Source organism: Flavobacterium frigidimaris, assembly GCF_002217275.1.
In the GTDB taxonomy this organism is placed as follows: Bacteria; Bacteroidota; Bacteroidia; order Flavobacteriales; family Flavobacteriaceae; genus Flavobacterium; species Flavobacterium aquidurense.
This window is the reverse complement of record NZ_MUGV01000033.1, coordinates 50,354-76,618: the sequence shown is the minus strand read 5'-3', so window position 1 is coordinate 76,618 and position 26,265 is coordinate 50,354. Positions and strand designations below refer to the sequence as shown.

20 protein-coding genes are annotated in these 26,265 nt (G+C 34.8%); 16 read left to right on the top strand and 4 right to left on the bottom strand.

Going from position 1 to position 26,265, the window contains the following annotated elements:
- Window positions 1-379 (top strand): T9SS type A sorting domain-containing protein (locus B0A65_RS18065; RefSeq protein ID WP_207556452.1); only part of this gene is annotated, 379 nt, incomplete at its 5' end.
- 77 nt (window positions 380-456) lie between these two features.
- Here B0A65_RS18065 and amaB read toward each other — a convergent pair.
- Both amaB and B0A65_RS18055 read right to left on the bottom strand, forming a co-directional pair.
- Window positions 457-2,010 carry an L-piperidine-6-carboxylate dehydrogenase gene (amaB, locus tag B0A65_RS18060; protein WP_074662820.1) on the bottom strand — a complete coding sequence of 518 codons (1,554 nt, stop codon included), beginning with the start codon at window positions 2,008-2,010 and terminating at the stop codon, window positions 457-459.
- Window positions 2,011-2,102: 92 nt separating this feature from the next.
- The gene (locus B0A65_RS18055) at window positions 2,103-2,720 is read right to left on the bottom strand and encodes a hypothetical protein (RefSeq protein WP_074662526.1); all 618 of its coding nucleotides are present in this window, start codon (window positions 2,718-2,720) and stop codon (window positions 2,103-2,105) included.
- Window positions 2,721-2,839: 119 nt separating this feature from the next.
- On the opposite strand from B0A65_RS18055, the gene B0A65_RS18050 reads away from it, so the two are divergent.
- On the top strand, window positions 2,840-3,799 hold the full coding sequence (locus B0A65_RS18050) for an MBL fold metallo-hydrolase (protein WP_074662523.1): 960 nt from the start codon (window positions 2,840-2,842) through the stop codon (window positions 3,797-3,799).
- 188 nt (window positions 3,800-3,987) lie between these two features.
- Here B0A65_RS18050 and B0A65_RS18045 read toward each other — a convergent pair whose 3' ends face one another.
- Window positions 3,988-4,527, bottom strand: coding sequence for a 3-hydroxyanthranilate 3,4-dioxygenase (locus B0A65_RS18045; protein ID WP_074662521.1), 540 nt, complete (start codon window positions 4,525-4,527; stop codon window positions 3,988-3,990).
- A gap of 107 nt (window positions 4,528-4,634) precedes the next feature.
- The gene (locus B0A65_RS18040) at window positions 4,635-5,741 is read right to left on the bottom strand and encodes an endonuclease/exonuclease/phosphatase family protein (RefSeq protein WP_074662518.1); all 1,107 of its coding nucleotides are present in this window, start codon (window positions 5,739-5,741) and stop codon (window positions 4,635-4,637) included.
- A gap of 139 nt (window positions 5,742-5,880) precedes the next feature.
- On the opposite strand from B0A65_RS18040, the gene B0A65_RS18035 reads away from it, so the two are divergent.
- From B0A65_RS18035 to B0A65_RS17965, 14 genes are all read left to right on the top strand, one after another.
- Window positions 5,881-6,957 (top strand): serine hydrolase domain-containing protein, encoded by a 1,077-nt coding sequence (locus B0A65_RS18035; protein ID WP_083370502.1) that lies wholly within the window; start codon window positions 5,881-5,883, stop codon window positions 6,955-6,957.
- Between the two features lie 165 nt (window positions 6,958-7,122).
- A complete protein-coding gene (locus tag B0A65_RS18030) occupies window positions 7,123-8,022 on the top strand; it encodes a S66 peptidase family protein (RefSeq protein ID WP_083370501.1) in 900 nt (299 codons plus the stop codon).
- 157 nt (window positions 8,023-8,179) lie between these two features.
- Entirely contained in the window at window positions 8,180-8,551 is a 372-nt protein-coding gene (locus B0A65_RS18025; RefSeq protein WP_074662512.1) for a YraN family protein, read from the top strand.
- 121 nt (window positions 8,552-8,672) lie between these two features.
- Window positions 8,673-9,329 carry a hypothetical protein gene (locus B0A65_RS18020; protein WP_008466087.1) on the top strand — a complete coding sequence of 219 codons (657 nt, stop codon included), beginning with the start codon at window positions 8,673-8,675 and terminating at the stop codon, window positions 9,327-9,329.
- 369 nt (window positions 9,330-9,698) lie between these two features.
- Window positions 9,699-10,262: an RNA polymerase sigma factor gene (locus B0A65_RS18015; RefSeq protein WP_074662509.1), complete on the top strand. Its 564-nt coding sequence runs from the start codon at window positions 9,699-9,701 to the stop codon at window positions 10,260-10,262.
- Between the two features lie 379 nt (window positions 10,263-10,641).
- On the top strand, window positions 10,642-11,820 hold the full coding sequence (locus B0A65_RS18010; RefSeq protein ID WP_074662506.1) for a FecR family protein: 1,179 nt from the start codon (window positions 10,642-10,644) through the stop codon (window positions 11,818-11,820).
- Window positions 11,821-12,008: 188 nt separating this feature from the next.
- A complete protein-coding gene (locus tag B0A65_RS18005; protein WP_242670307.1) occupies window positions 12,009-15,221 on the top strand; it encodes a TonB-dependent receptor in 3,213 nt (1,070 codons plus the stop codon).
- A 9-nt stretch (window positions 15,222-15,230) separates the two neighbouring features.
- Window positions 15,231-16,739 (top strand): RagB/SusD family nutrient uptake outer membrane protein, encoded by a 1,509-nt coding sequence (locus B0A65_RS18000; RefSeq protein ID WP_074662500.1) that lies wholly within the window; start codon window positions 15,231-15,233, stop codon window positions 16,737-16,739.
- A gap of 14 nt (window positions 16,740-16,753) precedes the next feature.
- Entirely contained in the window at window positions 16,754-17,833 is a 1,080-nt protein-coding gene (locus tag B0A65_RS17995) for a SusE domain-containing protein (protein WP_074662498.1), read from the top strand.
- Between the two features lie 109 nt (window positions 17,834-17,942).
- On the top strand, window positions 17,943-19,328 hold the full coding sequence (locus B0A65_RS17990) for an alpha-amylase family glycosyl hydrolase (protein WP_074662495.1): 1,386 nt from the start codon (window positions 17,943-17,945) through the stop codon (window positions 19,326-19,328).
- 46 nt (window positions 19,329-19,374) lie between these two features.
- The gene (locus B0A65_RS17985; protein ID WP_074662493.1) at window positions 19,375-21,555 is read left to right on the top strand and encodes a glycoside hydrolase family 97 protein; all 2,181 of its coding nucleotides are present in this window, start codon (window positions 19,375-19,377) and stop codon (window positions 21,553-21,555) included.
- Between the two features lie 241 nt (window positions 21,556-21,796).
- Window positions 21,797-25,153, top strand: coding sequence for an Ig-like domain-containing protein (locus B0A65_RS23565; protein ID WP_242670306.1), 3,357 nt, complete (start codon window positions 21,797-21,799; stop codon window positions 25,151-25,153).
- 422 nt (window positions 25,154-25,575) lie between these two features.
- A complete protein-coding gene (locus B0A65_RS17970) occupies window positions 25,576-25,881 on the top strand; it encodes a hypothetical protein (protein ID WP_074662488.1) in 306 nt (101 codons plus the stop codon).
- Between the two features lie 37 nt (window positions 25,882-25,918).
- Window positions 25,919-26,263: a hypothetical protein gene (locus B0A65_RS17965; RefSeq protein ID WP_123890371.1), complete on the top strand. Its 345-nt coding sequence runs from the start codon at window positions 25,919-25,921 to the stop codon at window positions 26,261-26,263.
- Window positions 26,264-26,265: the final 2 nt, after the last annotated feature.

The following is a 26,265-nucleotide window of genomic DNA, read 5'->3' as shown; positions in this document are numbered from 1 at the left end:
AGCATCTGCTGGAATCGTTACGGCTTCAATTCCTGCAGGTTCAAATACGATTACTAAAGGATCTGTTGCAAACTTATTCTATATCAGTACACATTATACCGGGGGTACATTACGTATGGCTCAAGCAACAGAAGTCGTTGCAGAACCAGAAACTACGAAAGTGATTTTATATCCAAATCCGGTTGCTGATGTTTTATACCTTACTAAATCAACTCAAACTGTAGAAAAAGTTCAGGTTTATAATATGTCTGGTACATTAGTGAAAAGCGCCGGAAAAGATGCTGAAAGTATCGATTTAAGTAACCTTATTCAAGGAACATATCTAGTAAAAGTTTATACTAATGATGGTTCTTTCAATCAAACTATTCTTAAAAAGTAAAACTTATAAAACGGTTTTAAAAAATAAAAGGCTTCCAAATTTGGAAGCCTTTACTATATAATATGTTTTAAGATTTATTACAAATCGAATTTAATTCCTTGTGCCAAAGGTAAACTTGTAGTATAATTGATTGTATTTGTTTGACGACGCATGTATATTTTCCAGGCATCAGAACCAGATTCTCTTCCTCCGCCGGTTTCTTTTTCTCCTCCAAAAGCACCACCAATTTCAGCACCGGAAGTTCCAATGTTTACATTTGCAATTCCGCAATCTGATCCAACTACAGATAAAAATCTTTCCGCTTCACGCAAATTGTTTGTCATAATTGCAGAAGACAAACCTTGTCCCACTCCATTCTGAATTTCGATTGCATTATCAACTTCTCCTGAATATTTAATTAAGTATAAAACCGGAGCAAATGTTTCATGCTGCACGATTGCAAATGAATTTTCAGCTTCTGCAATAGCCGGTTTTACATAACAACCGCTTTCGTAACCTTCTCCTGAAAGCACTCCGCCTTCTACTAAAATTTTTCCACCTTCGGCAACCACTTTGTTTAATGCGATTGCATACATTTCTACTGCATGAGTATCGATAAGCGGTCCGACATGATTGTTTTCGTCAAGCGGATTTCCGATACGCAATTGCTTATATGCCGCCACTAAAGCATCTTTCACTTTATCGTAAATACTTTCATGAATAATTAAACGACGCGTTGAAGTACAACGTTGTCCTGCAGTTCCTACGGCTCCAAAAACAGCTCCAATAACCGTCATTTTAATATCGGCATCCGGAGTTACAATAATGGCATTGTTTCCGCCTAACTCTAATAATGATTTTCCTAAACGTCCCGCTACGGCCTGTGCAACAATTTTCCCCATTCGGGTTGAACCTGTTGCAGAAATTAAAGGTATACGGGCATCTTTTGTCATTAACTCCCCTATTTGATAATCACCATTAATCAAACATGAAATTCCTTCCGGAAGATTGTTTTCTTTGATCACCTGAGCAATGATATTTTGACATGCAATTCCGCATAAAGGGGTTTTTTCAGAAGGTTTCCAGACACAAACATCTCCGGAAATCCATGCTAAAGCCGTATTCCACGCCCATACAGCCACCGGAAAGTTAAACGCCGAAATAATCCCAACAACACCCAACGAATGATATTGCTCATACATACGGTGTCCTGGTCTTTCAGAATGCATGGTTAAGCCGTGCAATTGTCTTGATAAACCCACTGCAAAATCACAGATATCGATCATTTCCTGAACTTCTCCGTAACCTTCCTGCAATGATTTTCCCATTTCATAAGAAACCAATTTACCAAGGGCTTCTTTATTCTGACGTAATTTTTCTCCAAACTGGCGTACAATTTCGCCACGTTGTGGCGCAGGAATTAAACGAAATGTTTTGAATGCTTCCGTCGCTGAACGCAATACTTTTTCGTAATCTTCCTGTGTTGACATTTTTACCGAAGCAATCAATTTTCCGTCAACTGGGGAAAAACTATCCAGAATTTCTCCTGATGAAAAGTTTTGTAATCCTGTTGAAGTTCCGTCATTTATCAATTTGATGCCCAATTTATCCAGAGCTTCATTCATTCCAAATTGCGATGCTATTGTTGTCATTGTAACTTTTTTAGTTAAAATTGTTATATTTTTTTTTGTAAAGATATTATTTCGAGTTGAATTAAAATGCAATCAAAAAAGAAATAAATGACTTACCTTAATTTATTTGCTTTCTTCTTCTTAATTAATAAAGTTATTATTAGAAGCAAAAAAATACTTGTGCCAGACAAAATATAAATTAATAAATCCTTACGCTTTAAACTTTCTTGAAAAGAATTCTTTACCAGATCAATTTGATATTCTGTATTATTTTGAAATTTAATAATTGTTATTTCATTTCTCTTTTTAAGATCTTCTTTTTGCAAATCAGCTAGGTCATTCAATTCCTCTTCTGAAATATTATTCAATAAATTAGTTCTTGAACAAAGTGAACAATTAAGCATCTTGCTGTCTTCTTTCGCATAAATTAAATATTCATGACCTACATTAAAAATGAAATCACAACTTGCAGTATCAATATATAAAATCGTTCTATAATCTCTACCAGGGTAAAAAAATCCTTTGTACGACTTTTTTATTCTAACAGTAAATGCATACACTTTTTCTCCATAGCTTCCATAAAGCAAACTATCTACTTTGACAATTTTGCCAATAAAAACCTGACTTGCACTTTCCCAATTTTTTTTAATCGAAGATTTCTCTGCACAGTCACAGCAATAAACATTTGAAGTAAAAAAACTTATAAATAAGATTAGATATAGTTGTTTCATTTAGGGATGCCACTTTTATAGTTACAGTAAATTTAGGGTTAATTAACATCAATAAGTAGGGAACAAAGTAATTTATTCCTTTTAATTCATGAAATTTGCAATAACAAAATTATAAAAACATGTCCATTTTCAATCGAATACTAATCTGTTTACTTTTAATTACATCGAATGCTTTTTCTCAAAAAATACAAAAACCTTCTTTTCAGGTTGTCCCTTTAGGAGTTAAAGGCGGTATTGATGAAAAAAATCTATCAGCTTATTTATTGGCACCAATCAATACAAACGATTATATCAGTTTGGATGCCGGAACTATAAATGCCGGAATTGAAAAAGCCATTGAAAATAAAGTTTTCAAAGTTTCAACAAGCGACGTTCTGAGAAAATACATAAAAGGTTATTTCATTTCGCATGCGCATTTGGATCATGTTTCAGGATTGATTATTAATTCACCTGCCGATTCAGCTAAGACTGTTTATGCTACTAATAAATGTATGGAAATGATGGAAAACCATTATTTTAATGATCAGACATGGGCTAATTTTGGAGATATTGGTCCCGGAAAACCCTTGAAAAAATATCATTTCCAAACTTTAAATATTGGCGAAGAAACTCCTATCACCAATACTACAATGACGGTAAAAGCTTTTCCGTTAAGCCATGTCAATCCTTTTGAGAGTACAGCTTTTTTAATTAAAAATGGAGATGCTTATGCTTTATATTTAGGAGATACGGGACCTGATGCTGTTGAAAAAAGTACTTATTTGAAAGATTTATGGACCGCAATTGCACCCCTTATAAAAGCCAAACAACTAAAAGGAATTTTTATTGAAGTATCCTTCCCAAATGAACAACCCGATCAATTTTTATTTGGGCATTTGACTCCAAATTATTTAATGAAAGAACTTCATGTTTTAGAAGAGTTAGCTGGAAAAGGAACTTTGAAAGGTTTTAAAATTATTGTGACGCATTTGAAACCGCCAACTAAAAATATTGTAACGCTTAAAGAACAGATCAAAAATCAGAATGATTTAGGAGTGCAAATTATTTATCCGGAGCAAGGAAAACTTTTTGAGTTGTAGTTTTTTTTAGCCACAGATTTCACAGATTAAACGGATTTTTTTAAACGTCGAACCTCAATACTTCTTTTGAAAATGAGTGCCCTAGCCCTGATGGGAGGGAAAATCCTTTTGTGCCGGGGTTCGGCACAAAAGATTGGAAGGACAGCAGGAAATAGCTCCTTAAAATTAGTATTATTAAACTTTTCTAATTATTTCTTCGCCACAAATCTCGGATCAGATTCCATTACAGTTCCGCAATTGTCGCAGGTTCTTAAATCCTCAGAATTGTAGAAATGTTCAAAATGAGGCAGGAAATCTTTCTCGATATTATGCAGTTCAAAATACACTTCGTATAATTTATGATTGCATTTATCGCAATGCCAAAGCAATCCGTCAGTATAGCCTTGTCCGGCACGTTTACGCTCGATTACCAATCCAATTGAACCCGCTGAGCGAACCGGAGAATGAGGAATTTTAGCAGGATGCAGGTACATATCTCCAGCATTTAGCTCCATTTCTTTGCGTTCACCATCTTCCTGAATAACGACTTTTATGGTTCCTTCCAATTGATAAAAAAGCTCCTCGGTTTCATTGTAATGATAATCTTTTCGAGCATTTGGACCTGCAACTATCATCACAATATAATCGCCGGAATCAACATAAAGATTTTTATTTCCAACTGGTGGTTTTAATAAATGACGGTTTTCGTCGATCCATTTGGTAAGATTGAAAGGTTTTGCTATTGCCATTTTTTAAGATACTTGGTTTCTGAGTAGCTAAGTTAGTAAAAAGTATTCAGTCGCAGTCACAGTTTTCAGTGTGAAAAGAAAACTGTGACTGAAAACTGTGACTGCGACTATTTTATCTCTTTTATCAAATAAATATAAACAGGAAAGTGATCGCTAAAACCAACTTCTGTCTGACTATGTCGAAGCGGATATCCTTTGTATTGACCTGAAGTCTGAACCAAAAAAGATCGATTAAAAATACCTGCTTTCCAAAACATAAAAGTGGCGTAATCAGGTTTTATAACGGATTGTGTCATCATAATTTGGTCGAAAATGTCCCAGGAATCACGAAAAGCAATAGTTCCCATTCCTTTATTGGCCATTTCTTCAAACGGATTAAAAACACCAAACTCCGGAACTTCTGCCTTCTTTGCTTTTGCCCCTAAAGCTATTTTTACACTTTTATTAAACGGTCCATCATTTAAATCGCCCATTGTAAAAACTTTGGCATTTGGATTAATGCGCTGCAAGGAGTCGATAATCTTTCGATTTAATCTTCCGGCGGCTTCTCGAAATTGGCTCGAAGCTTTTTCTCCACCCGATCGCGACGGCCAGTGATTTACGATAATAGTTATTTCCTCACCTTCTAAAAATCCGGTAATTAAAAGCTGATCTCTGGTAAAAACACGATTATTATCCTTTGCTATTTCTCTTTTATCTTCAAGTTCATTATCAGGTTCTTCATTTTTATCTTCCTTTATTACAGCTTTCTTTTTATAAATTAATAATGGAATATTAGAAAATGAAGTTGGCTTGAAATATTTCTTTTGATACAGTAAAGCAACGTCGATTCCGCGTTTATCAGGTGAATCAAAGTGAATAATTCCGTAATCAAAAGGAAGCAGTTTGGGTTCTTTAATCAAATCTTCCAAAACTCCCCGATTTTCAATTTCAGAACCTCCAATAATTGTTGGGGCATTTGGATTTTCTGGTGTTCCAATTTCAGCAATAACTCTGGAAAGATTCTTTAATTTTTGATGGTATTTTTCTTCTGTCCAATGCTGTGCTCCTGTTGGCGTCCATTCGTCATCATTGGTATTGATATCATTATTCGTATCAAAAAGGTTTTCGAAATTGTAAAACGCAACCGTGTGGATGATGTATTTTTTGGACTGCGCCTGAAGCGAAATAGAAAACAGCATAATCAGATACAACCGGAATTTAATAATCTGCATAATTTAATTTTTTAGAATTCAATACTATGAAAAAATAATTGTAATTTGTAAGAAAATTCAAATAAAATATTTTTGCTATTTATTTGTTTATGCTAAAATCTCTTGTAACTTGCTTGCTTAATTTACGGCCTTTCCAAAAATGAAAAAATTGCTTTTCGTCCTTGTATTCTCTTTACTTTTCCAAATTTCTCATTCGCAAAAAAACAGTTCATTTGCTGACAGCATCAGAATAAAATATAAAATTCCAGAGCTAGCTTATGCCGTAGTTTCGTCAGATTCTATTTTAGAAATTCAGGCTTTGGGATATCAGCGCATCAATACCAATTTTAAAGCGAAACTGTCGGATAAATTTCGTTTGGGATCGATAACAAAAACAATTACCAGTTATTTGGCAACCGTTTTGGTGAAAGAAGGAAAAATTAAATGGGATACAAAATTTTTTGATTTGTATCCCGAATTAAAAGCAAAAAGCAACCCTGCTACTTATAATTATACTTTGCAGGATTTTATCACTTTTCGAGCCAACATTAATACTTGGTCTTACGGGAATGATACGCCAACGCAAAAAGAAATTAAAGGAAATAATCAGCAGCAGCGATATGAATTTATTGCCTGGTTTTTACAACAGGAGTCGTCAATTGCAGAAAAAAAAGATATTTATTGGTCCAATCCAAGTTATGTTGCCGCTGGACTTATGCTTGAAAAAGCAACCGGGAAAACGTATGAAAATTTAGTACAACAACTTGGGAAAAGTTTAAATATCGATTTTGATTTTGGTCAGCCGAATTTAAAAGATATTAATGAGCCTTGGGGACATGATGAAGATTTAAAACCTGAAGGACCGGCACTAAACTACAAACTAAACTGGCTTTCGTCGGCAGGAAATATAAATGTTAGTTTGCCGGATTATTGTAAATTTATCCAAATGCAACTTCGGGGTTTAGCAGGAAAATCTAAAATAGTTACGGCAAAAGAATTTAATAGGATGCATTACGGTTTGCCCGAATTTTCCTTTGGATGGAACTCAGAAATTAACGAAAAAAGCAAATTGTTGTATTCTTTTCACAACGGAAATCCCGGAACTTTTTTAACCAAAGTGTATCTTTGTGAAAGTATCAACAAAGCCTTTATCATTTTTGCAAATGTTCAGGCTGAGGAGCCAGACAAAGGATTAATGTTTTTACTTGACGAATTGCAAAAGAAATATGGCGGTTGAAACAATCGAAACCGATTTAAAAAATAATTTTATAATTTTAAGCGAACGAAAAAGGAAAATATGAAAAAGGAAAATATCCGTTACTTAAAGAAATTCTCTATACGCTATAAATTCGTATTTCTTATTTTTGCTTTGCAATCATTCACCTGTCAATCTCAACAAACCATGATCACACCACCTTATTTACAAAAAGGAGATACCATAGCACTTTTAGCAACTGCCCGAAAAAATATCGACGACAACCTTAAGCCTACTATAGATTTATTACATAGCTGGGGATTAGAAGCTGTTATTGGAAGCACAATTGGACTTGATTACAACCAATTAGCCGGAACAGATGAGCAACGTGCAGCTGATTTTCAGAAGCAATTGGACAATCCGAATATTAAGGCGATTTGGTGTGTTCGCGGTGGGTACGGAACTGTTAGAATGCTTGATTTATTAGACTTCACGAAATTCAAACAACATCCAAAATGGATTATTGGTTTTAGTGATGTTACGGTTTTACACAACCATTTAAATACAATGGGCTATAAATCGATTCATGGTGTAATGCCTGTAACGATTCCACGCGCAACTCCGGCAGCTATTAGTTCTATGAAAGCGAGTTTGTTTGGGGAGCCTTTATCTTACTCTGTTGGTCCGGACAAAATGAATCGTTTCGGAACAGCAACTGGTGAATTAGTGGGTGGAAATTTATCTATTTTGTACAGTTTGTTAGGATCTCCATCGGCTATAGACTGCAAGGACAAGATTTTATTTATAGAAGATTTAGATGAATATTTGTATCATATTGATCGTATGATGATGAATCTTCGTCGTAATGGCTGCATCGAGAGCCTGAAAGGAATTGTTGTTGGAGGAATGACAAAAATGAAAGACAATGAAGTTCCATGGGGTAAAAATGCTGTTGAAATTATAGACGATGTAACCAAAAAATATAATATTCCTGTAATCTTCAATTTTCCTGCGGGGCATATTCAGGACAATAGAGCTCTGATTATGGGAAATACTGTAACTATTGATGTAAATGCATCTGGAAGCACACTTACTTTTAAAAAGTAATATTCCTTCTCAATATTCTTTAAATAGGGATATCAAAATACCACATAAAATCACGCAAAGACGCAAAGTCGTAAAGTAAATTAAAACTTTGCGACTTTGCGTCTTTGCGTGAAATTACTAACACGCACAGCACAGCTGCCACTGAAAACTCAAAAAAATGGCTGAACACAATGAACTAGGAAAAGAAGGAGAAAAACTGGCCGCAAAATACCTTCAGGAAAATGGATATGAAATTCTAGATCGAAACTGGACTTTTCAAAAGGCTGAAATTGACATCATTGCACAAAAAGATAACTATTTGGCCATTGTTGAAGTTAAAACAAGATCGAGTTTAGATTTTGGAGATCCGCAGGATTTTGTAAAACCAAAAAAAATTCAATTACTCATAAAAGCAGTAAATGCCTACATAAACGATAGGGAAATGGATTTTGATGATGCAATGGAGGTTCGTTTTGACATCATTGCGATCCATAAAGACGGCGAAACATTTGCAATTGAACATCTTACCGACGCTTTTTATCATTTTTAACATAAATTTTTATTGTTATAATTGTAACAAATTGTTTTTTTATTTATATTTGCAAAGATTTATAACATCACTATTACACCAAACCAACACAATTACATTACAAAAAAAAAGAAAAAAAATTATGAAAACCGTTTCTTCTATCGTCGAAAATTACATCAAAACCAAGCCGTTTTTATTAAATGCATTATCTCTAGGAATAATTAATTTAACCTCCCTGTCCCGGAACATTATGACCGAGTTAGAAAGTGAATTTGGCAAAGAAGTAAAACAAGGCGCTGTTGTAATGTCTCTTAAAAGACTTACCGAAGAATTAGATTTTAAATTGAACCACAAAATCAATAAAGTAATCAAGAATATTGGTGAAATTACGGTTCGTTCTGAATTGACGGATTACACATTCGCAGCTTCAGAAACTGTTTTAAACAAACAAGCCGATTTAATTTCTGATATTAATGCTTTATCTGATATTTTTTATACTTCATCTCGTGGCGTAAATGAAACCAATATTGTTGTCAGCAGTAGTGTAAATCATTTGGTTGAAAAACACTTTATGCGCGAAAAACTGATTCAGAAATTAGATAATCTGGCTTCCATTACAGTAAAATTACCAAAAGAAAATATTGTAGTTCCTGGTATTTATTATTTCATTTTCCAACGTTTGGCTTGGGAAGGAATCATCATAAACGAGGTAATTTCAACTTCAAATGAATTTACCATTTTGGTAGGAGAAGATCAGGTTGATGTTGCTTTTAAAGTAATTAAAGATCTGAAAAACTAATTTTTATAAGCTACTAAGATTTTATTATACAATCCTTTTGTCTTTTCAAACAAGACAAAGGGATTTTTTTTTGCTTGTATTTTAATTTCTTTTCAAATTTTCATTTTCGCAAATAAGAATATTCTCAAAAGACAAATTCTAAATTAAATTACAATTTAGCAAAGTGTCAAAAATACACTTACTTGATAAAAAGCCACTTTCGGGCTGTTTTTACCTCATTCGTTCAAAAAATGTTAGAAAAATAAGAATTAAGTTTTTTTACATATCATTTGTTGCGAATAATATTTTTATATATTTGCTGTGAAGTCAAACAACAATCTTCTGTTTGACAGCCAAGTATAATTAGAATTAAATAAAAGACTAATTAAATTGCCAGAAACAAAAAACCATAGCGAACAATTACTAGTTAGTGAGCTCAAAAGTGGCAACGAAAAAGCATTTCGCCAACTTTTTGATCACTACTATCAAGATATCTATGGGTATAGCATTAGTCTTTTAAAATCGAAGGAGGCCGCCGAAGAAAATGTTCAGGATGTTTTTATGAAAGTATGGCAGCATCGCGAAAACCTAAATGCAGAACAATCGTTTAAAGCTTATATTTTTACCATTGCAAGAAATCAGGCTTTTAACACCCTAAATAAAGCTGCCAATGATTTGGCTCTTAAAGAAGCCGTTTTTTACGAAAGTCAAAAATCGCATGAATATGGCGACTATTCCATTCGCGAAGCCGATTGTAAAAAGCTTCGGAAACAGGCCATGAAGCAGCTCCCTCCAAAACGAAAGCAAATATTTAAAATGTCCCGAAAGAAAGGCATGAGTTACGAAGAAATAAGTCAGGAACTCGGCATCTCTATAAATACAGTGAGGAACCAAATGAGTAAAGCATTAGAATCAATGCGAGTCTTTTTTCACCTTCATGACGAAATTATCTAAACCAAAATAACCACAGACCATCAAAATCATCCTTTTCGGATGATTTTTTTTTGTTTAACCGCAAATTTAAAACTGACGCCGATCTTGTCATTTCGACGAAGGAGAAATCCTCGTGAGGAGCTCGACAAAGATTGGATTATTGTTGCGGAGTTACTTGCGAGGATTTCTCCTTCATCGAAATGACAAAAACTACGATTTTGCAAAAAAAATAAAAAAAATTTAAAAAATATTTTTAATGCAAAAAATCAGCAAAATCAGTACTTAACAAGCTTTTTCGCTTTCTGTAAATGTTAAAATTAAAAAATTTACAACGTTTGAGTAGTACTCAACTTCCTTTCAACTGTATTATATCAGAACCGGACCTAAAAAACAATTCGTAATGAATTCAAATTCTGAAATAAAAACCCTTTTACAAAAGTTTGTTTTAAACCAGTGTACACCTGAAGAAACAAATGAAGTAATTGCGTATTACAAAAAAAATCAACTTACAGACGATTTTCCGACTGTAGAAGACATTCAAAATCTTTTGGGCGAAATGCCAAAAATGAATCAGCAAACTGCCGATGATATTTTCTTAAACATTTTATCAGCATCAAAAGAAAATGAAACTACAATTGAATTACATCCAAAAAAATCAAATTTCAGAAAATACATTTCGATTGCCGCTTCGGTAGTTGTTTTATTAGGAATTGGGCTCGCTTATCAAAAAGGAGCTTTCAATACTAAAACAGAACCAAAATTCGATGTCAAAAGTACAGACATTGTCTTGCAGTTAGAAAATGGGAATGTTCAGATTATTTCTGAAAATAACAAAGTTGAAGTTAGAGATGCTGACGGAAATGTAGTGGCAAATCAGAACGGAAGTACAATTGTTTACGACAATAATTCTGATTTAGAGAAAGTAACTTATAATACTATTAAAATTCCATATGGTAAAAGATTTCAATTGCAATTGTCTGACGGTACGCTTGTTCATTTAAACTCCGGGACAACTTTAAAATATCCTGTGAAATTTATTGCTGGCGAAAACAGACAAGTGTTTTTAGATGGAGAAGCTTTTTTTGATGTTGCGAAAGATAAAAAGCATCCATTTATTGTTAATGCAGACAATTTGAATGTACGTGTTTTAGGAACTCATTTTAATGTTTCAAATTATCCTGAAGATGCTGTAACAGATGTTGTTTTGGTTGAAGGTTCAGTTGGAATGTACAACATAAACGAAGAATTTGATGCTGATAAAAATACGGTCCTAAAACCGGGTTACAAAGGAAGTTTTAATAAAGAAAATAACATGATTTTTACAAAACCTGTTATTACAGATATTTACACTTCATGGATCAATGGCGGACTGACTTTCAGAAATATGACTTTCAAAAACATTATTACCAAATTAGAAAGACGATACAACGTAACTATTGTAAATAAAAACGAAAAACTGGCAAATGAAAAATTCAATGCTAGTTTCAGTGATGAATCAATAGAAAAAGTAATGAGCTATTTTAATGACATTCATGGCATTAATTACACGATAAAAAACAATCAAATACTAATTAAATAACCACTAAAACCAATGAAAAAACATGATGAGAAAATACTAAAATAAAAAAATCGGAAAGAGCTGCGAACAATTTCCGATTAACTAAGTGATTGAATATAACGAATTAACTACAATCAATTAACAAAATTATGAAAAAAAAATCAAAGAATACTGGGTTTTTATACCGAGTGTTCCAAAATGACCTAAAATTGAAACTAACTACACTACTTATTTTGGTCGCCATGTTTAATATTAGAGGGAATACTTATGCCCAAAAAACAAAAGTAACCCTTGAATTAAACAATTCAACAATCGAAAAGGTTATTGAGACCATAGAACAAAAAACAGATTTCAGGTTTATTTACAAACTGAATGACATCGATTTAGATCGAACGATTTCAATTTCTGTAAAAGATCAGCCAATAAATATTGTTCTGGATAAACTTTTTAAAGGAACTCCAACTGAATTTAAAATTAGAGATACTCAAATCATTTTAAAAAAGCCAGAACTTAAAACTGAAGCTATTATATATCAAAAGCAAACGGTTTCGGGGATTATTACTGATGAAAACGGTTTGCCTTTGCCAGGAGCTTCTATTCTTGAAGAAGGAACAAGAAATGGTATGGTTACAGATTTTGACGGGAAATACAAAATTACTGTTGAAAGCAGTTCATCTGTAATTATAGTAACTTTTGTTGGATATAAAGAAAAAAAGGTCGTTGCCAACCAAAGTGTTATCAATATTCAACTTATTCCTGATGCTACAAACTTACAAGAAATTGTTGTGGTTGGTTATGGTTCTACAGCAAGAAAAGATGTTACCGGAGCTGTTTCTTCAATTGCTGCAAAAGACATGAATCAGGGTGCTATTTCAAATCCGTTATCATTGATTTCAGGAAAAGCTGCTGGTGTAAATATTACGCAAATAGGTAGCGAACCAGGTGCAGGACCTAGCGTTCGTATTAGAGGTATTTCTTCCTTAATTGGAGGAAATGATCCGCTAGTTGTTGTTGATGGAATTCAGGGAAATATGGATTTATTAAACCAGGTTCCGCCAAGCGAAATTGAAACGATAGATGTATTAAAAGATGCTTCTGCTACTGCAGTCTACGGTTCTAGAGGAGCGCCTGGAGTTATTATCGTAACTACTAAAAAGAATAAAGCCGGAAAAACAACGATGGAATATGTAGGATATACATCTATCGATTTTATTCCAAAAAAATTAGATATGCTTGATGCAGAGGAATGGTGGAAAACAGCCCAAAGTGTTGGTGTTCCTGCGTCTTCAAATCACGGTTCAAACACAAATTGGTACGGTCTTTTGACTCAAACCGGAATTACGCAAACACACACATTATCATTTGGTGGAGGAACAGATAAGTTTAATTACAGAGCGTCTATTACGGCTATTATGCAAGATGGAGTGGTAATTAATTCAAGCAATCAAAAATATATTGGTCGTCTTCAGGCAACACAATTGGCTCTTAATGACAAATTAAAATTAACTTTTAATTTAAATACAGGAGTCAATAATACAACAAGCAGTATTGGTAGTATAGGAACTGTAGCTTATATGTCAAATTTGATCACAAATGCATTATTGGCAAGACCAACAGATCCTGTTTTTAATACAGATGGAACTTACTTTACAGATTCAACCGTATTTCATTATTTAAATCCTTATGCAGCTGCTCAAGAAGTTACAAATGAAAAACAAGAGGATAATTTATTCGGAAGTTTAAAGGCAGATTTGGATTTAGGAAAAGGTTTTTCAGCAAACTGGTTTGGTAGCTGGAGAAAAACAAATTCAACTCAAGGATATTACATGCCGGCAGAATCAACAGATTCTAATGCAATTGAGCAAAATGGTTTTGCTAATATCGATAACAAAAGACAAAATGAAAAATTAACCAATTTAAGTGTTAACTATAAAAGAACTTTCGGAATCCATAGCTTTAATGCATTGGCTTTATACGAATGGCAAAGCCAAACTTATCAGGGTAATTATACTCAGGCAAGAGGTTTTATTAGTGATGAAGCTACTTACAATGCGCTTCAATTTGGTGACATGTCTAAGGTTAGAGCTTCAGATATCAGATCTTATAAAAATGACAGATCTTTAGTTTCTTATTTAGGAAGATTAAACTACTCTTTATTAGATCGTTATTTATTAACAGCAAGTATCAGACGAGATGGTTCATCTGTATTTGGTGCAAATAACAAATGGGGAAATTTCCCTTCAGCATCTGTGGCCTGGCAAATTAATAAAGAGTCATTTATGACTAATCAAAATTTGTTTAATGAATTAAAATTACGTGTTGGATATGGTGTAACGGGAAACCAACAAGGTCTTAATCCACAAACCTCTTTGCCATTGGTTGATAGCGCTGGAAATATTTATTTTGGAGGTTCTATTATCACTAATTTTACCATTTCTCAAAATGCAAATGCTGATTTGAAATGGGAAACAAAAAAACAAACTAACATCGGACTTGATTTTGGTCTTTTTGACAACAGATTAAGAGGTAGTGTCGATGTTTACGATTCTACTACAGATAATCTTTTATTTGACTATACTGTACCTCAGCCTCCTTATCCTTACAATAGAATTAAAGCCAATGTAGGAAGTATTTCAAACAAAGGTTTAGAGGTTGCTCTTGCTTATGATGTTATTAAAACTGAGAACAGCACATTAACATTGGCTGGAAACGTATCTTTCATGAAAAACGAAGTACTAAATTTAAGTGGAAGTATTAATGGTATTCCTTTAAATACCGATTATATATCATGGGGAGCACCCAACTCTTTCTTAGTACAAGGACAACCAATTGGTTCCTTTTATATCTTAGAAAGTACAGGTAAAAATAGCCAGAATGTTGAAACAGTAAAAGATCGTGATGGAAACGGTCTTATCGATCAAGGTTTCAGAAGTCCAGATCGTTACAACGCAGGTTCAGCACTACCAACTTATACTTTTGCATTTAACCCATCTTACAGATATAAAAACTTTGACGCTTCTATGCTGTGGAGAGGTTCTGGAGGAAATAAAATTTACAATACACTTAATCAAAGGTTGAGTATGTTGGAAAATACTGGTAGTTCGAATGTCTTACAAAGTGCTGTTGAAAAAGGAATTTTTACATCTCCGTACGGATCTGATTTATGGTTAGAAGACGGTTCGTTCATACGTTTAGACAATGTTACTGCCGGATATACATTCCGTTTTACTGATAAGTATATAGATAACATACGTCTTTCACTTACAGGAAACAATTTACTGCTAATTACAGATTACACGGGTGTTGATCCTGAATTAAATGTAAGCGCAAGTGGCGATCCTGCAGATAATTTTGGTGCAGATAAAGGAATTTATCCACGTACAAGAAGTATTGCATTTGGTTTGACTGTAAAATTTAAATAGTAAAAAGAAATGAAAATTAAAAATATAGTAATAGCAGGAAGCGTATGTTTCCTAACCCTTTTTAGCTGTACTGATGTCAATGAAAATATATACGACAAATATCAACCAGACACTTTTTATGGAACTCCGGAGGGAGCCAATATTGCCCTTGCCAGTGTTTATGCAGAAATTCCAGGAGACTTTCAGCGTAAAGATGTGCCTGGTGTAGGTTATGCAGGAGCTGATAACGGATGGTATGACATGAACTGTATGTCTTCAGATGAGCAGGTAATCCCACATAGAAATGATGGTAACTGGCAACAAGATTTTGCCCGTTTGTACAAACATGAATGGCTGCCAAGTGACTTCATCATTAATAATACCTGGAACTGGTTGTACAAATCTATTTTCAATGCAAATTTAGCTGTTGAATTATTAGAAAAATCAAAGGCTGAACCTTCAAAAATTGCTGAAGCAAAAGTATTACGTGCTTTCTTTTATTATTTATTGATTGATGATTATGGTGATGTTCCTTTTTTCACAGACAACAACATTACTGTCGATAAAATTCCGCAATCAAGCCGTAAAGAAGTTTTTGCTTTTATTGTTAAAGAATTAACGCAAAACGTAGAAGCACTTTCTGTAACAAAAGGAGGAAATTATTACGGAAGATTTAATAAATGGGCTGGATATACTCTGCTTGCTAAAGTATATTTGAATGCACAGGTCTATACCGGAGAAGCAAAATGGAACGAATGTCTGGCTGCTTGTAACAAAGTAAGCGAAGGGGGTTTTGTACTACATTCAGGTGCAGCAAATGATGCTAGTCCTTTAGGAAATAAATATTACGAATTGTTTGGAGATGTACTTCCGGACGATGAAACTATTTTACCAATTTTCGCAACTCTTGATGTAGTTTCTCGTAATGTTTATGCCGTTCGTAGTGTATATGGTCCACAGGGTACAAATATGTTTGGGCTGGCTGGCTGGAATGGAACTATTGTTCCTACTGATTTCTTCCAAAAATATGCTGTAAATGATGTTCGTAGAAAGCAATTTTTATTTGGAGAACAACCTGGTGGATTTAATTATACTCTTGAAGTTGGTTCTTTAGACAATCCGGGAGCACCTCCTCAGGCAGGAGTTCGTAATGTTAAATTTTATCCTGCAGGAGTAAAATCTGGTGGAGGAGCTTCTAATGACTTTCCAATTTTCAGATATGCAGACGTAATCTTAATGATGGCAGAATGTAATGCACGTTTAGGAAATTCTGCTGCTGCAAAACCTTTTGTTGATCAAATCAGACAACGTGCAGGTTTAGACGCTTTGGCTACAAACCCAACTCTTGAGGATATTTACAACGAAAGAGGATTTGAATTAAACTGGGAAGGTCACAGAAGACAAGATATGATTCGTTTTGACAAATTTTTATTGGCAAACGAATTCAGACCAGCCTCTCCGTCTTACAGAAAATTGTTCCCGATTCCAACGTCTGCTTTAGATGCAAATCATGGTCTTAAACAAAACCCAGGTTACTAAAAACAAAAACTATTATGAAAAAACATATAAATAAATTATTCGTATTAGGCAGTTTGCTTTTTTTAGCTTCTTCCTGCGAAACTGAAGGACAACTAACAACATTAGCAACGGTAACTTTTCCTTCTTCGATTGAAGTTTCATCTAGTACAATTGTACTTAAAGAAGATACTTCAGAACAATCCGCTTTACTTGTTTCCTGGCCAAAAGTAACATATCCTATTGCTGCACCTGTAAGCTATGCTATACAATTTGATTTACCTACCGATATCACAGGAAGCGAAGCCTGGGCAAAATCGAAACGAGTTGACGTTGGAGAAGATGTTTTAAGCAAATCATTTACTGGTTTCGAATTGAATAAAATCGCCACAGACTTAGGGCTTAAACCGAATGTTGCAGGAGAATTAGTAATTCGTGTAGAATCTTCTATGGATCATAGAATTTATTCAGATCCTGTTACAATTAAAGTTACACCTTATCTGAAAACTGTTGTTATAGGCGAAATCTATATGCCGGGTAGTTATCAGGGATGGGCTGTAGAAACAGCTGCTGCTTTAACAGAAATTCAATTAGGAATTTATCAGGGTTACATGACTTTACCCGAAGGTGCAGGTCCTGGATTTAAATTAAATAAAGGAAGAAACTGGGCTCAATTTTACGGTGCAGGTGACACAAATGCTGATTTAAAAAACATGAGCGACACTGATTTTAGTCTACCGGGAGCAGGATCCTATCAAATAAAAGTAAATTTAAATACTTTAAAATGGAGTTCTACTCCATATGCATGGGGAATTGTTGGAACTTCTCAAGCTGGTGGTTGGGATAATAGTACTCCTATGAGCTATGATCATCAAACTAAAACATGGAAAATTACTACCAACTTAACTCCTGGAGCTTTAAAATTCAGACTAAACAACAGTTGGACTATTAATTACGGACCAGCAGATCCTTCAACAAACACTATCAATTTAGATAATGGAGGTGCTTATGACATTCCTGAAGCAGGACTTTACGAAGTTACTTTCAAAATTAATGAAACAGATCCTACTAGTACTGGTTACCCTAAAACTGCAACTTGTACTATAGTTAAAAAATAATCTATCATTATTAAAATAAGCTAGATTAGTTTGAGTGATACCTGCCTTTTTTGAGCGAAAGGCAGGATATCTTTAAACTTTGTACTTATTTAATCAAATTCAAAAAAATATGAAATCAAATATAAACATCATCTACACGCTGCTAATTACATTGGCTTTTATTTCGTGTAGTTCTTCAGATGACAATTCCACCCCTATTGCCCCTTCGCCTTATACACAATATGGCGCTTCATTTGACAAAATGCCAAAGAAAGAGGATGCAATAATTTATCAGGTAAACATTCGTGCATTCAGCCAGGCAGGAACTCTTAAAGGGGTTCAGGACAGGCTTACGCAAATTCAGGAACTAGGAGCAAATGTTGTCTACTTAATGCCTGTTTATCCAGTAGGAAAGGTAAAAGCTTCTGGAGAATTGGGTTCGCCTTACGCTGTGAAAGATTATAAAGCAGTAAATCCTGATTTTGGTACTTTGCAAGATCTTCAGGTTTTAGTTGAAGAAGCGCACAAAAAAAATATGGCGGTTATTCTTGATTGGGTTGCCAATCATACTTCGTGGGATAATGCCTGGATTACACAACATCCAAATTGGTATCAAAAAAATGATAAAGGAGAAATCATCATTCCTCCGGGAACAAATTACAATGATGTTGCGCAATTGGATTTCAATAATACTGAAATGAAAGACGCCATGATTGATGCTATGTCATATTGGGTTTACAATGCAAACATTGATGGTTTTAGATGTGATTATGCTGATTTAGTTCCACAAAATTTTTGGTCCGATGCGATCACAAAATTAAGAGTTATTAAAAAAAACCAAAACATCCTAATGCTTGCTGAAGGCACAAAAGTGAATCATTTTGCTTCTGGTTTTGATTATACATTTGGATTTAACTTTTTTACAGCTTTAGAAAAACTATTCAAAGAAAACAAACCTGCAACTACTATTCAGGAAGCAAACGCAGCTGAATATGCTAACAATTACGATCCTCAAAATAGAATTGTGAGATATACAAGTAATCACGATGTTAACCTTGCTGAAGGAACACCTTACGAACTTTTCGGAGGTAAACAAGGTTCTATTGCTGCGTTTGTTGTCGCTTCTTACATGAAATCTGTTCCAATGATTTACAACGGACAAGAAGTTGGTTATAATAAAAGAATCAATTATTTCGCAAAAACGCCAATCGACTGGACTACTGCGGATGCTTCTGTTTTAGCAGAATACAAAAAAATAATCGCTTTTAGAAATTCGAGCAATGCTATAAAAAAAGGAACTTATACTGGATATAGCAGTACTGAAATAAGCGCCTTTACAATGGTAAACGAAACAGAAAAAGTTTTGGTTCTTTCGAATCTAACAAGTTCAGCAGTTAAATATCTGGTTGCTCCTTCATTAAAAGGAACATGGAAAGATGCTTTTACCGGAACTTCCGTAACTGTTGGTGCCGACTTAACACTACAACCTTTTCAATATTTAGTCTTAAAAAACTAATATTAAAGCAATTTTTAAAATTAGATTTGCAAAAAACTAAATAACAATGAATTTTCAATCCCACAAAATGCCGCTTCAAATTCGTTTGAGCAAAAAACTAGCGCTTTTACTTTTTGTATGTGTGAATTCTTTATGGATTCAGGCACAGGAAATAACTTCGCCGGACAAAAATCTTTCCTTAAAATTTGAATTGAAAGAAGGCGGAATTCCGTCTTACCAATTATCATATAAACAAAAAGCAGTTATAAAACCAAGTTCTTTGGGTTTAGAACTTCAAAATATGCCTTCGTTTTTGGATGGTTTTACCGTTACAAATACAGCACAATCTTCTGTTGATGAAAGTTGGAATCCGGTTTTAGGTGAAGAAAAAACCATTCGTAATCATTATAACGAATTGGTTGTCACTTTAGCGCAAGCAAAAAATAACAACAGATATATTCGCATTCGTTTCCGTTTATTCAACGACGGATTAGGTTTTAGATATGAATTTCCAAAGCAAAATGACCTGAGTTATTTTGTGATAAAAGAAGAGCGTTCTGAATTTAATTTGGCTGGAAATCATAAAATTTTCTGGATTCCGGGAGATTATGATACCAATGAATATGCTTATACGACTTCAAAAATTTCTGAGATTCCTTCGTTGATGAAAAAAGCAACGATTGAAATCAATTCACAATGGCCAATAAAAGAACTTGCTGTCCAAACGCCATCAATGATGAAATCTGATGACGGTTTATACATCAACATTCACGAAGCTGGTTTAATCAATTATCCGGCAATGTATCTTGAAGTTGATGCCGTAAACAACAAAATGCGCAGTCATTTAGCGCCAGACGCAGTTGGTGCAAAAGGGTATATACAGACAGATGCCCAATCGCCTTGGAGAACTATTGTCGTTAGTGATAAAGCCACTGAAATCTTGGCTTCAAAATTAATTCTGAACCTCAACGAACCAACAAGTTATAAAGATGTTTCCTGGATCAAACCGGTAAAATTTATCGGGATTTGGTGGGAATATTTCGTAGCAGGAAGAAGTACGTGGGCTTTCGGAAAAGAAAACAACGTAAAGTTGACAGATGATTTCACCAAGCTTACGCCGAATGGAAAACACGGAGCTACAACAGAAAGAGCGAAAGAATATATTGATTTTGCTTCTAAAAATGGTTTCGATGCAATCCTTATTGAAGGATGGAACATTGGCTGGGAAGACTGGATCAACAACTGGAAAGAAGAAGTTTTTGATTACGTAACCGCTTACCCTGATTTTGATGTGAAAGCAGTTCATGCCTATGCGGCTTCTAAAGGAGTTAAAATTATCATGCACCATGAAACTTCAGGATCTGCTACGAATTACGAACGTCGTTTAGATCGTGCTTTTCAATTTATGAATGACAACGGTTACGATGCTGTAAAAACAGGATATGTAGGTAAAATTATTCCGCGTGGCGAACACCATGACGGACAATGGATGGTGAATCATTATATCAATGTAGCCAAACGTGCCGCCGATTATAAAATTATGATCGACAGTCACGAAGCGGTTCGACCAACAGGTTTAAACAGAACTTTCCCGAACTGGATTGCACAGGAATCTGCACGCGGAACGGAGTTTGAATCGATGGGAGGTTTAGCACCGGATCATACTACAATTTTACCATTTACAAGATTAATGGGAGGTCCAATGGACTATACGCCGGGAATTTTCCAAACTGATCTTTCGTATTACGGAACTGGAAGTACACAACGTGTCAACACAACTTTAGTAAAACAATTGGCATATTATGTTACGATGTACAGTCCGTTACAAATGGCGGCTGATATTCCGGGGAATTACGAGCGCTTTCCAGATGCTTTTCAGTTCATTAAAGATGTTGCTGTCGATTGGGACAACAGCTATATTTTAGAAGCTGAGCCAGGAGATTACATCACGATTGCCCGTAAAGCTAAAGAAAAAGATGCTTGGTTTGTGGGAGGAATCACAGACGAAAATGCGAGAATAGCCAACATTACTTTTGATTATTTACCTGCCGGAAAAAAATTCATTGCCACTATTTATGCTGATGCTAAAGAAGCCAACTGGGATAAAAATCCACAAAAATATACTGTCACAAAAGTTGTTATAACCTCAAAAACAATTTTAAAACAGTATTTGGCTCCAGGCGGTGGTGTTGCTATCAGCATCAAAGAAGGAAATACATCAGAATTAAAGGGATTGAAAAAATTATAGATCGTTACAAAATCTCCTTGTAACTAATTTTTCCACCACGAATTCACGAATTATTAATTTATATAAGATTAAAAAAATTCGTGAATTCGTGGCGAAAAAAAACTATTGCCCATTTTGGGCATATTAAAAACAAAAAACTTGAAAACTATTAACCACAAAATGTTTGTCAAATTTAAAACCCAATGCGAGTGAGAATGAATTTTAGTTAGAGATGCTGACAAGCATGCAAAAAACCGAAATTATGAAAATCAAAATTACCACTAGATTATTTCATTTCACGAAAACAATAGTCTGTTTTCTATTACTATTTGCAAGTTCAGTGTATGCGCAAGATCCCGCTCAGTACGGCACACCTTATACAGGAGTTCCTGACCCACGAGATGCAAATATTTATCAGGTTCACATTCGTCCCCATAGTGCTTCCGGAACTTTAGCCGCAGTTACTTCAGATTTGGACCGAATCAAATCACTTGGTATTAATGTACTTTATTTAATGCCTATTTACCCTTATGGAACCGATTCAAGGAGTTCAAACTCTCCCTATTGTATCAAAGATTACAAATCTGTAGGTTCTGAATATGGAACGCTAACAGATATGCGAAATCTGGTTGATGCGGCTCATGCCAAAGGTATGGCAGTAATGCTTGATATTGCTGTAAACGGAACCTCATGGGATCATCCCTGGACGGTATCTCACCCTGAATATTATCAAAGAACCGGAACAACCATTAATCAGTTGGCAAACTTTAGTGATATAGCCGCACTGGATCTTAACAATACTGCACTTCGCGCAGCAATGAAAGACGCCATGCGTTATTGGATTTTTGCAGCCAATATTGATGGGTATCGTTGCGATTTTGCCAATAATCCTCCTATTGATTTTTGGACAGAAATTATTAGCAATTTAAGAGGTATTACTTCTCATAACTTATTAATGCTTGCAGAAGGAGATCGTTTACAAAATTTTCAAGCCGGATTTGATATGAATTTTGGAGATAAGTGGTTTTATGATGCATTAAAAAATGTTGCAGGAGGAGGTCCGGTTTCTACAAGATTCCAAACCACCAATGACATGGAATATACCTATGCAACAGGAAGTCAGCAAGAAGTGAGATGGACTGCAAACCATGACTCAGAAAACAACAGTGATACTGCTCCTTTTACCGTATTTAAAAGTAATGCCGGAGTAGTAGCAAATTTCTTAGTTTCGGGTTATATGAAAGGGGTTCCTTTTTTAACCAGCGGCCAAGAGGTAGCCTTCAATCAGGTAATTCCATGGCCTTATACCACTGTAAAAATCAACTGGAGCAATACCGCTGCCACACCAGAATTTGCCAAAATTCTTAACTTTAGAAATAGCAGTGCAGCCATTCGTCGTGGTACAATGACTCCTTATGCAAGTGATGATATTTGTGCCTTTACAAAAACATTAGGAACAGAGAAAGTTATTGTGATGACCAATCTTAGAAATGCCAGTAAAACATTTGTGATTCCGGCAGCATTAGCAGGAAGCTATAAAGATGCCTATACTGGTGCTACAGTAACATTGGTTTCAGGAGCTACACAATCTTTCAATGCTTTTCAATATATTGTTTTAACTAATACAAATGTTGCTACTGTAGCTGTTACAGGCGTTTCGGTTAGTCCAACAACAGCGACTGTTGGTTTGGGATCTACGCAACAATTAACTGCAACTTTGGCTCCGGCAAATGCAACAAACCAAAACGTAACCTGGACATCAAGTAATACAGCGGTTGCAACCGTAAATACTTCTGGTTTAGTTACAGCAGTTGCTGCAGGAACAACTACTATTACAGTAAAAACTGTTGACGGAAACAAAACCGCAACTTCAGCTATAACAGTTGCGGCAATTCCAGTGGCTTCTGTAAGTGTTACACCAACTACGGCAAGTTTATACGCAGGAAATACGCAACAGCTTACAGCAACCGTTTTACCGGCAAATGCTACTAATAAAAATGTTACGTATAGTTCAAGCAATACTGCAATTGCAACTGTAAATTCTAGCGGACTTGTAACAGCAGTTTCAGCAGGAACAGCCAATATTACCACTACAACGCAAGATGGAAATAAAACCGCAGTTGCTGCAATTACAGTAAATCCAAATAGTAATTTTACTGTTTATTTCTACAAACCATCAAACTGGGGAACTGGAATTAAAATTTATTATTGGAGTGCTTTGCCAGCGGGAGTTTTAGCAAATGCAACCTGGCCGGGAGTTAATATGACGGATACAGGAAATGGCTGGTACAGTTATACGTTCACCAATGTAACGTCGACTAATTTAATTTTCAATGACGGAACCAGTCAAACTGCCGATTTAAGCCGAAACAAAACAGGCTGGTACATGAACAATACCTGGTATGATTCGAATCCAGGAACTGTTGTTGCGGTTACCGGAGTTACTTTATCGCCAACAACGGCAACTTTATTGGTTGGTGCAACACAACAACTAACACCAACAGTTGCGCCTGCAACAGCAACTAACAAAACTGTTAGTTATAGTTCAAGCAATACTGCCATCGCAACTGTAAATGCAACTGGATTAATAACTGCCATCGCAGCGGGTATTTCAACGATCACTGTAACAACGCAAGACGGAGCAAAAACAGCAACTTGTGCCGTAACTGTTAATGCAACAAATGTTGCGGTAACCAGTGTAAGTTTGAGTCCAGCTACAACTTCATTGGCTGTTGGCGGAACGCAACAATTGACACCGACAATTCTTCCTGCTAATGCAACAAACAAAAACGTTACTTACAGTTCAAGTAACACAGCTGTGGCAACTGTAAATACTTCAGGGTTAATTACAGCGGTTGCAAACGGAACTTCGACAATTACGGTTACAACTGTTGATGGCAGTAAAACAAGTACTTGCGCCGTAACGGTTTCAACTGCAACAGGAAATTATTACACGATCAAAAACAGATGGACCGGAGCTTATTTATCTGATGCCGGAGCAAATGTTGGTTACGGAACTACCGTTTCTGGCAACAATTACAAATGGCAAAAAATTGCTATAGATGCGACTTATTTTGTATTGAAGAATGTAGCAACCGGAGAATTGATTAATATTGAAGGTCAAACTGGAAGTGTTCAGTGTAATATTACCGATACAACATTTTGGAGTGCACAATGGTCAAGCGATTATATCGATGGAACATGGACAAGATTAAGAAACAGATGGCAGTCTGGAAACATTATTCATGTTGAAAACCAAACGGGTTCTGCACAATATGGCAATTCACAAGATGGTTGGTTTAGTGCACAGTGGCAACTAGAACCAACAACAGTTGGAACAGGTAAATCGGCTTTAAAAATTGATGCTGTTTCAGAAACTGATCAAGTAATCGGAATTTATCCGAATCCGGCGACTGACAGTGAATTTCATGTCTTAATGCCTGAATTACAAGCTGGAGATGTGGCTTCGATCACGGTTTCGGACATGAATGGAAGAACGGTTTTAACAGACAGACTTTTGACTTCAGGACAAATTAATCATCATTTAGCTTCGGGGATTTATATCGTAAATATTAATTCTAATGAATTTAATGTGTCGAAGAAACTGATTATTAAATAATGTTTTTTTTTGCCACGAATTCACGAATTAGTGTGAATTAATATTTTTAAAAAAGGAAATGCCGGATGAAAATTTCATCCGGCATTTTTATTTATTCTTTCAAAGCAACGTCAATAGAATTACTAAACCTCTCTTTTAGCCCCGATAGGACTGGAAATCCTTTTGTCCCGGGCTTCGGGACAAAAGATTACTTCACTAAATTTTAATTTTATTTGGAGTTCAGTGAACTTCGTTTGCAAGGGATAGCGGGACTGGTCGTCTTTTGAAACTTAATTCTTCTGCTTCTAAATAAAATTATTCTCCCAGCATTTCCATTAATTCTAAAGCTCTTTTGGTTGATTTTACATTGCAAAAACCCTGAAATATTTTAATCAAAACCCTTAATAGAAATCGTATATTTATGACTCATCTATAATATAAAAATGAAAAGATATCTTATATTGTTTTTGCTAACATTTCAATTAGTGTTTTCACAAGAAATCGCAAAATTAGAACCCTGTGAAGTTTGGCCTGCACATCCAGAAAAACCAACCAAAATGTATGTCTTTATTGGTAAGAAAATTAAAATTTGGGAATCTCCATCAAGTTACTGCAATGTTGGCGCTTTAACTTCTAGAGTTTTATCAAAATATCTGGTAGTTAAAAATATCTATGGCGATTTTAAAAAAGACACTATTCAATTTACAACCTACCCCCCCGCATTCAGCTCCACTTCAACAAAATTATAGTCCATTTAAAACTAGTTTTACCGAATACGATTATTGTTTGTTATACGTGCTAGAATACAAAGGAGAATTAATTCAAACAAGATATGTTTTTGATGATGTTTATATGACAAAAGAAGGTAAATGGGCATCTCCTTTAAAACCAAAAGGATTATACAATACAATCTTTACTGACCTTTTTACACCAAAAAAAATAAATTTCATAACTCCAATTGAGTTTGAATATCAAGATGTTTTTTTTAAACAAATCAAAGAAAATTTCCCTGAAGTCTATACTAAAATAAACGATGGAAAAATTACAGTAGAATATGGCTACTATATTGAAGATTTGTTTGAAATTAGAAAATCAGGGTTGTTAAAACAATATGATTACCTGATAAAATAATC

Excerpts from the sequence above, each read along its gene's own strand:
- B0A65_RS18025 (WP_074662512.1), top strand. The coding sequence starts at position 8,180 with ATGGCTGAACACAATGAACTAGGAAAAGAAGGAGAAAAACTGGCCGCA.
- B0A65_RS18055 (WP_074662526.1), bottom strand. The coding sequence starts at position 2,720 with ATGAAACAACTATATCTAATCTTATTTATAAGTTTTTTTACTTCAAAT.
- B0A65_RS17995 (WP_074662498.1), top strand. The coding sequence starts at position 16,754 with ATGAAAAAACATATAAATAAATTATTCGTATTAGGCAGTTTGCTTTTT.
- B0A65_RS23565 (WP_242670306.1), top strand. The coding sequence starts at position 21,797 with ATGAAAATCAAAATTACCACTAGATTATTTCATTTCACGAAAACAATA.
- B0A65_RS18035 (WP_083370502.1), top strand. The coding sequence starts at position 5,881 with ATGAAAAAATTGCTTTTCGTCCTTGTATTCTCTTTACTTTTCCAAATT.
- B0A65_RS18000 (WP_074662500.1), top strand. The coding sequence starts at position 15,231 with ATGAAAATTAAAAATATAGTAATAGCAGGAAGCGTATGTTTCCTAACC.
- B0A65_RS17970 (WP_074662488.1), top strand. The coding sequence starts at position 25,576 with ATGAAAAGATATCTTATATTGTTTTTGCTAACATTTCAATTAGTGTTT.
- B0A65_RS18045 (WP_074662521.1), bottom strand. The coding sequence starts at position 4,527 with ATGGCAATAGCAAAACCTTTCAATCTTACCAAATGGATCGACGAAAAC.
- B0A65_RS18010 (WP_074662506.1), top strand. The coding sequence starts at position 10,642 with ATGAATTCAAATTCTGAAATAAAAACCCTTTTACAAAAGTTTGTTTTA.
- B0A65_RS17985 (WP_074662493.1), top strand. The coding sequence starts at position 19,375 with ATGAATTTTCAATCCCACAAAATGCCGCTTCAAATTCGTTTGAGCAAA.
- B0A65_RS18020 (WP_008466087.1), top strand. The coding sequence starts at position 8,673 with ATGAAAACCGTTTCTTCTATCGTCGAAAATTACATCAAAACCAAGCCG.
- B0A65_RS17990 (WP_074662495.1), top strand. The coding sequence starts at position 17,943 with ATGAAATCAAATATAAACATCATCTACACGCTGCTAATTACATTGGCT.
- B0A65_RS18030 (WP_083370501.1), top strand. The coding sequence starts at position 7,123 with ATGATCACACCACCTTATTTACAAAAAGGAGATACCATAGCACTTTTA.
- amaB (WP_074662820.1), bottom strand. The coding sequence starts at position 2,010 with ATGACAACAATAGCATCGCAATTTGGAATGAATGAAGCTCTGGATAAA.
- B0A65_RS18050 (WP_074662523.1), top strand. The coding sequence starts at position 2,840 with ATGTCCATTTTCAATCGAATACTAATCTGTTTACTTTTAATTACATCG.
- B0A65_RS18040 (WP_074662518.1), bottom strand. The coding sequence starts at position 5,741 with ATGCAGATTATTAAATTCCGGTTGTATCTGATTATGCTGTTTTCTATT.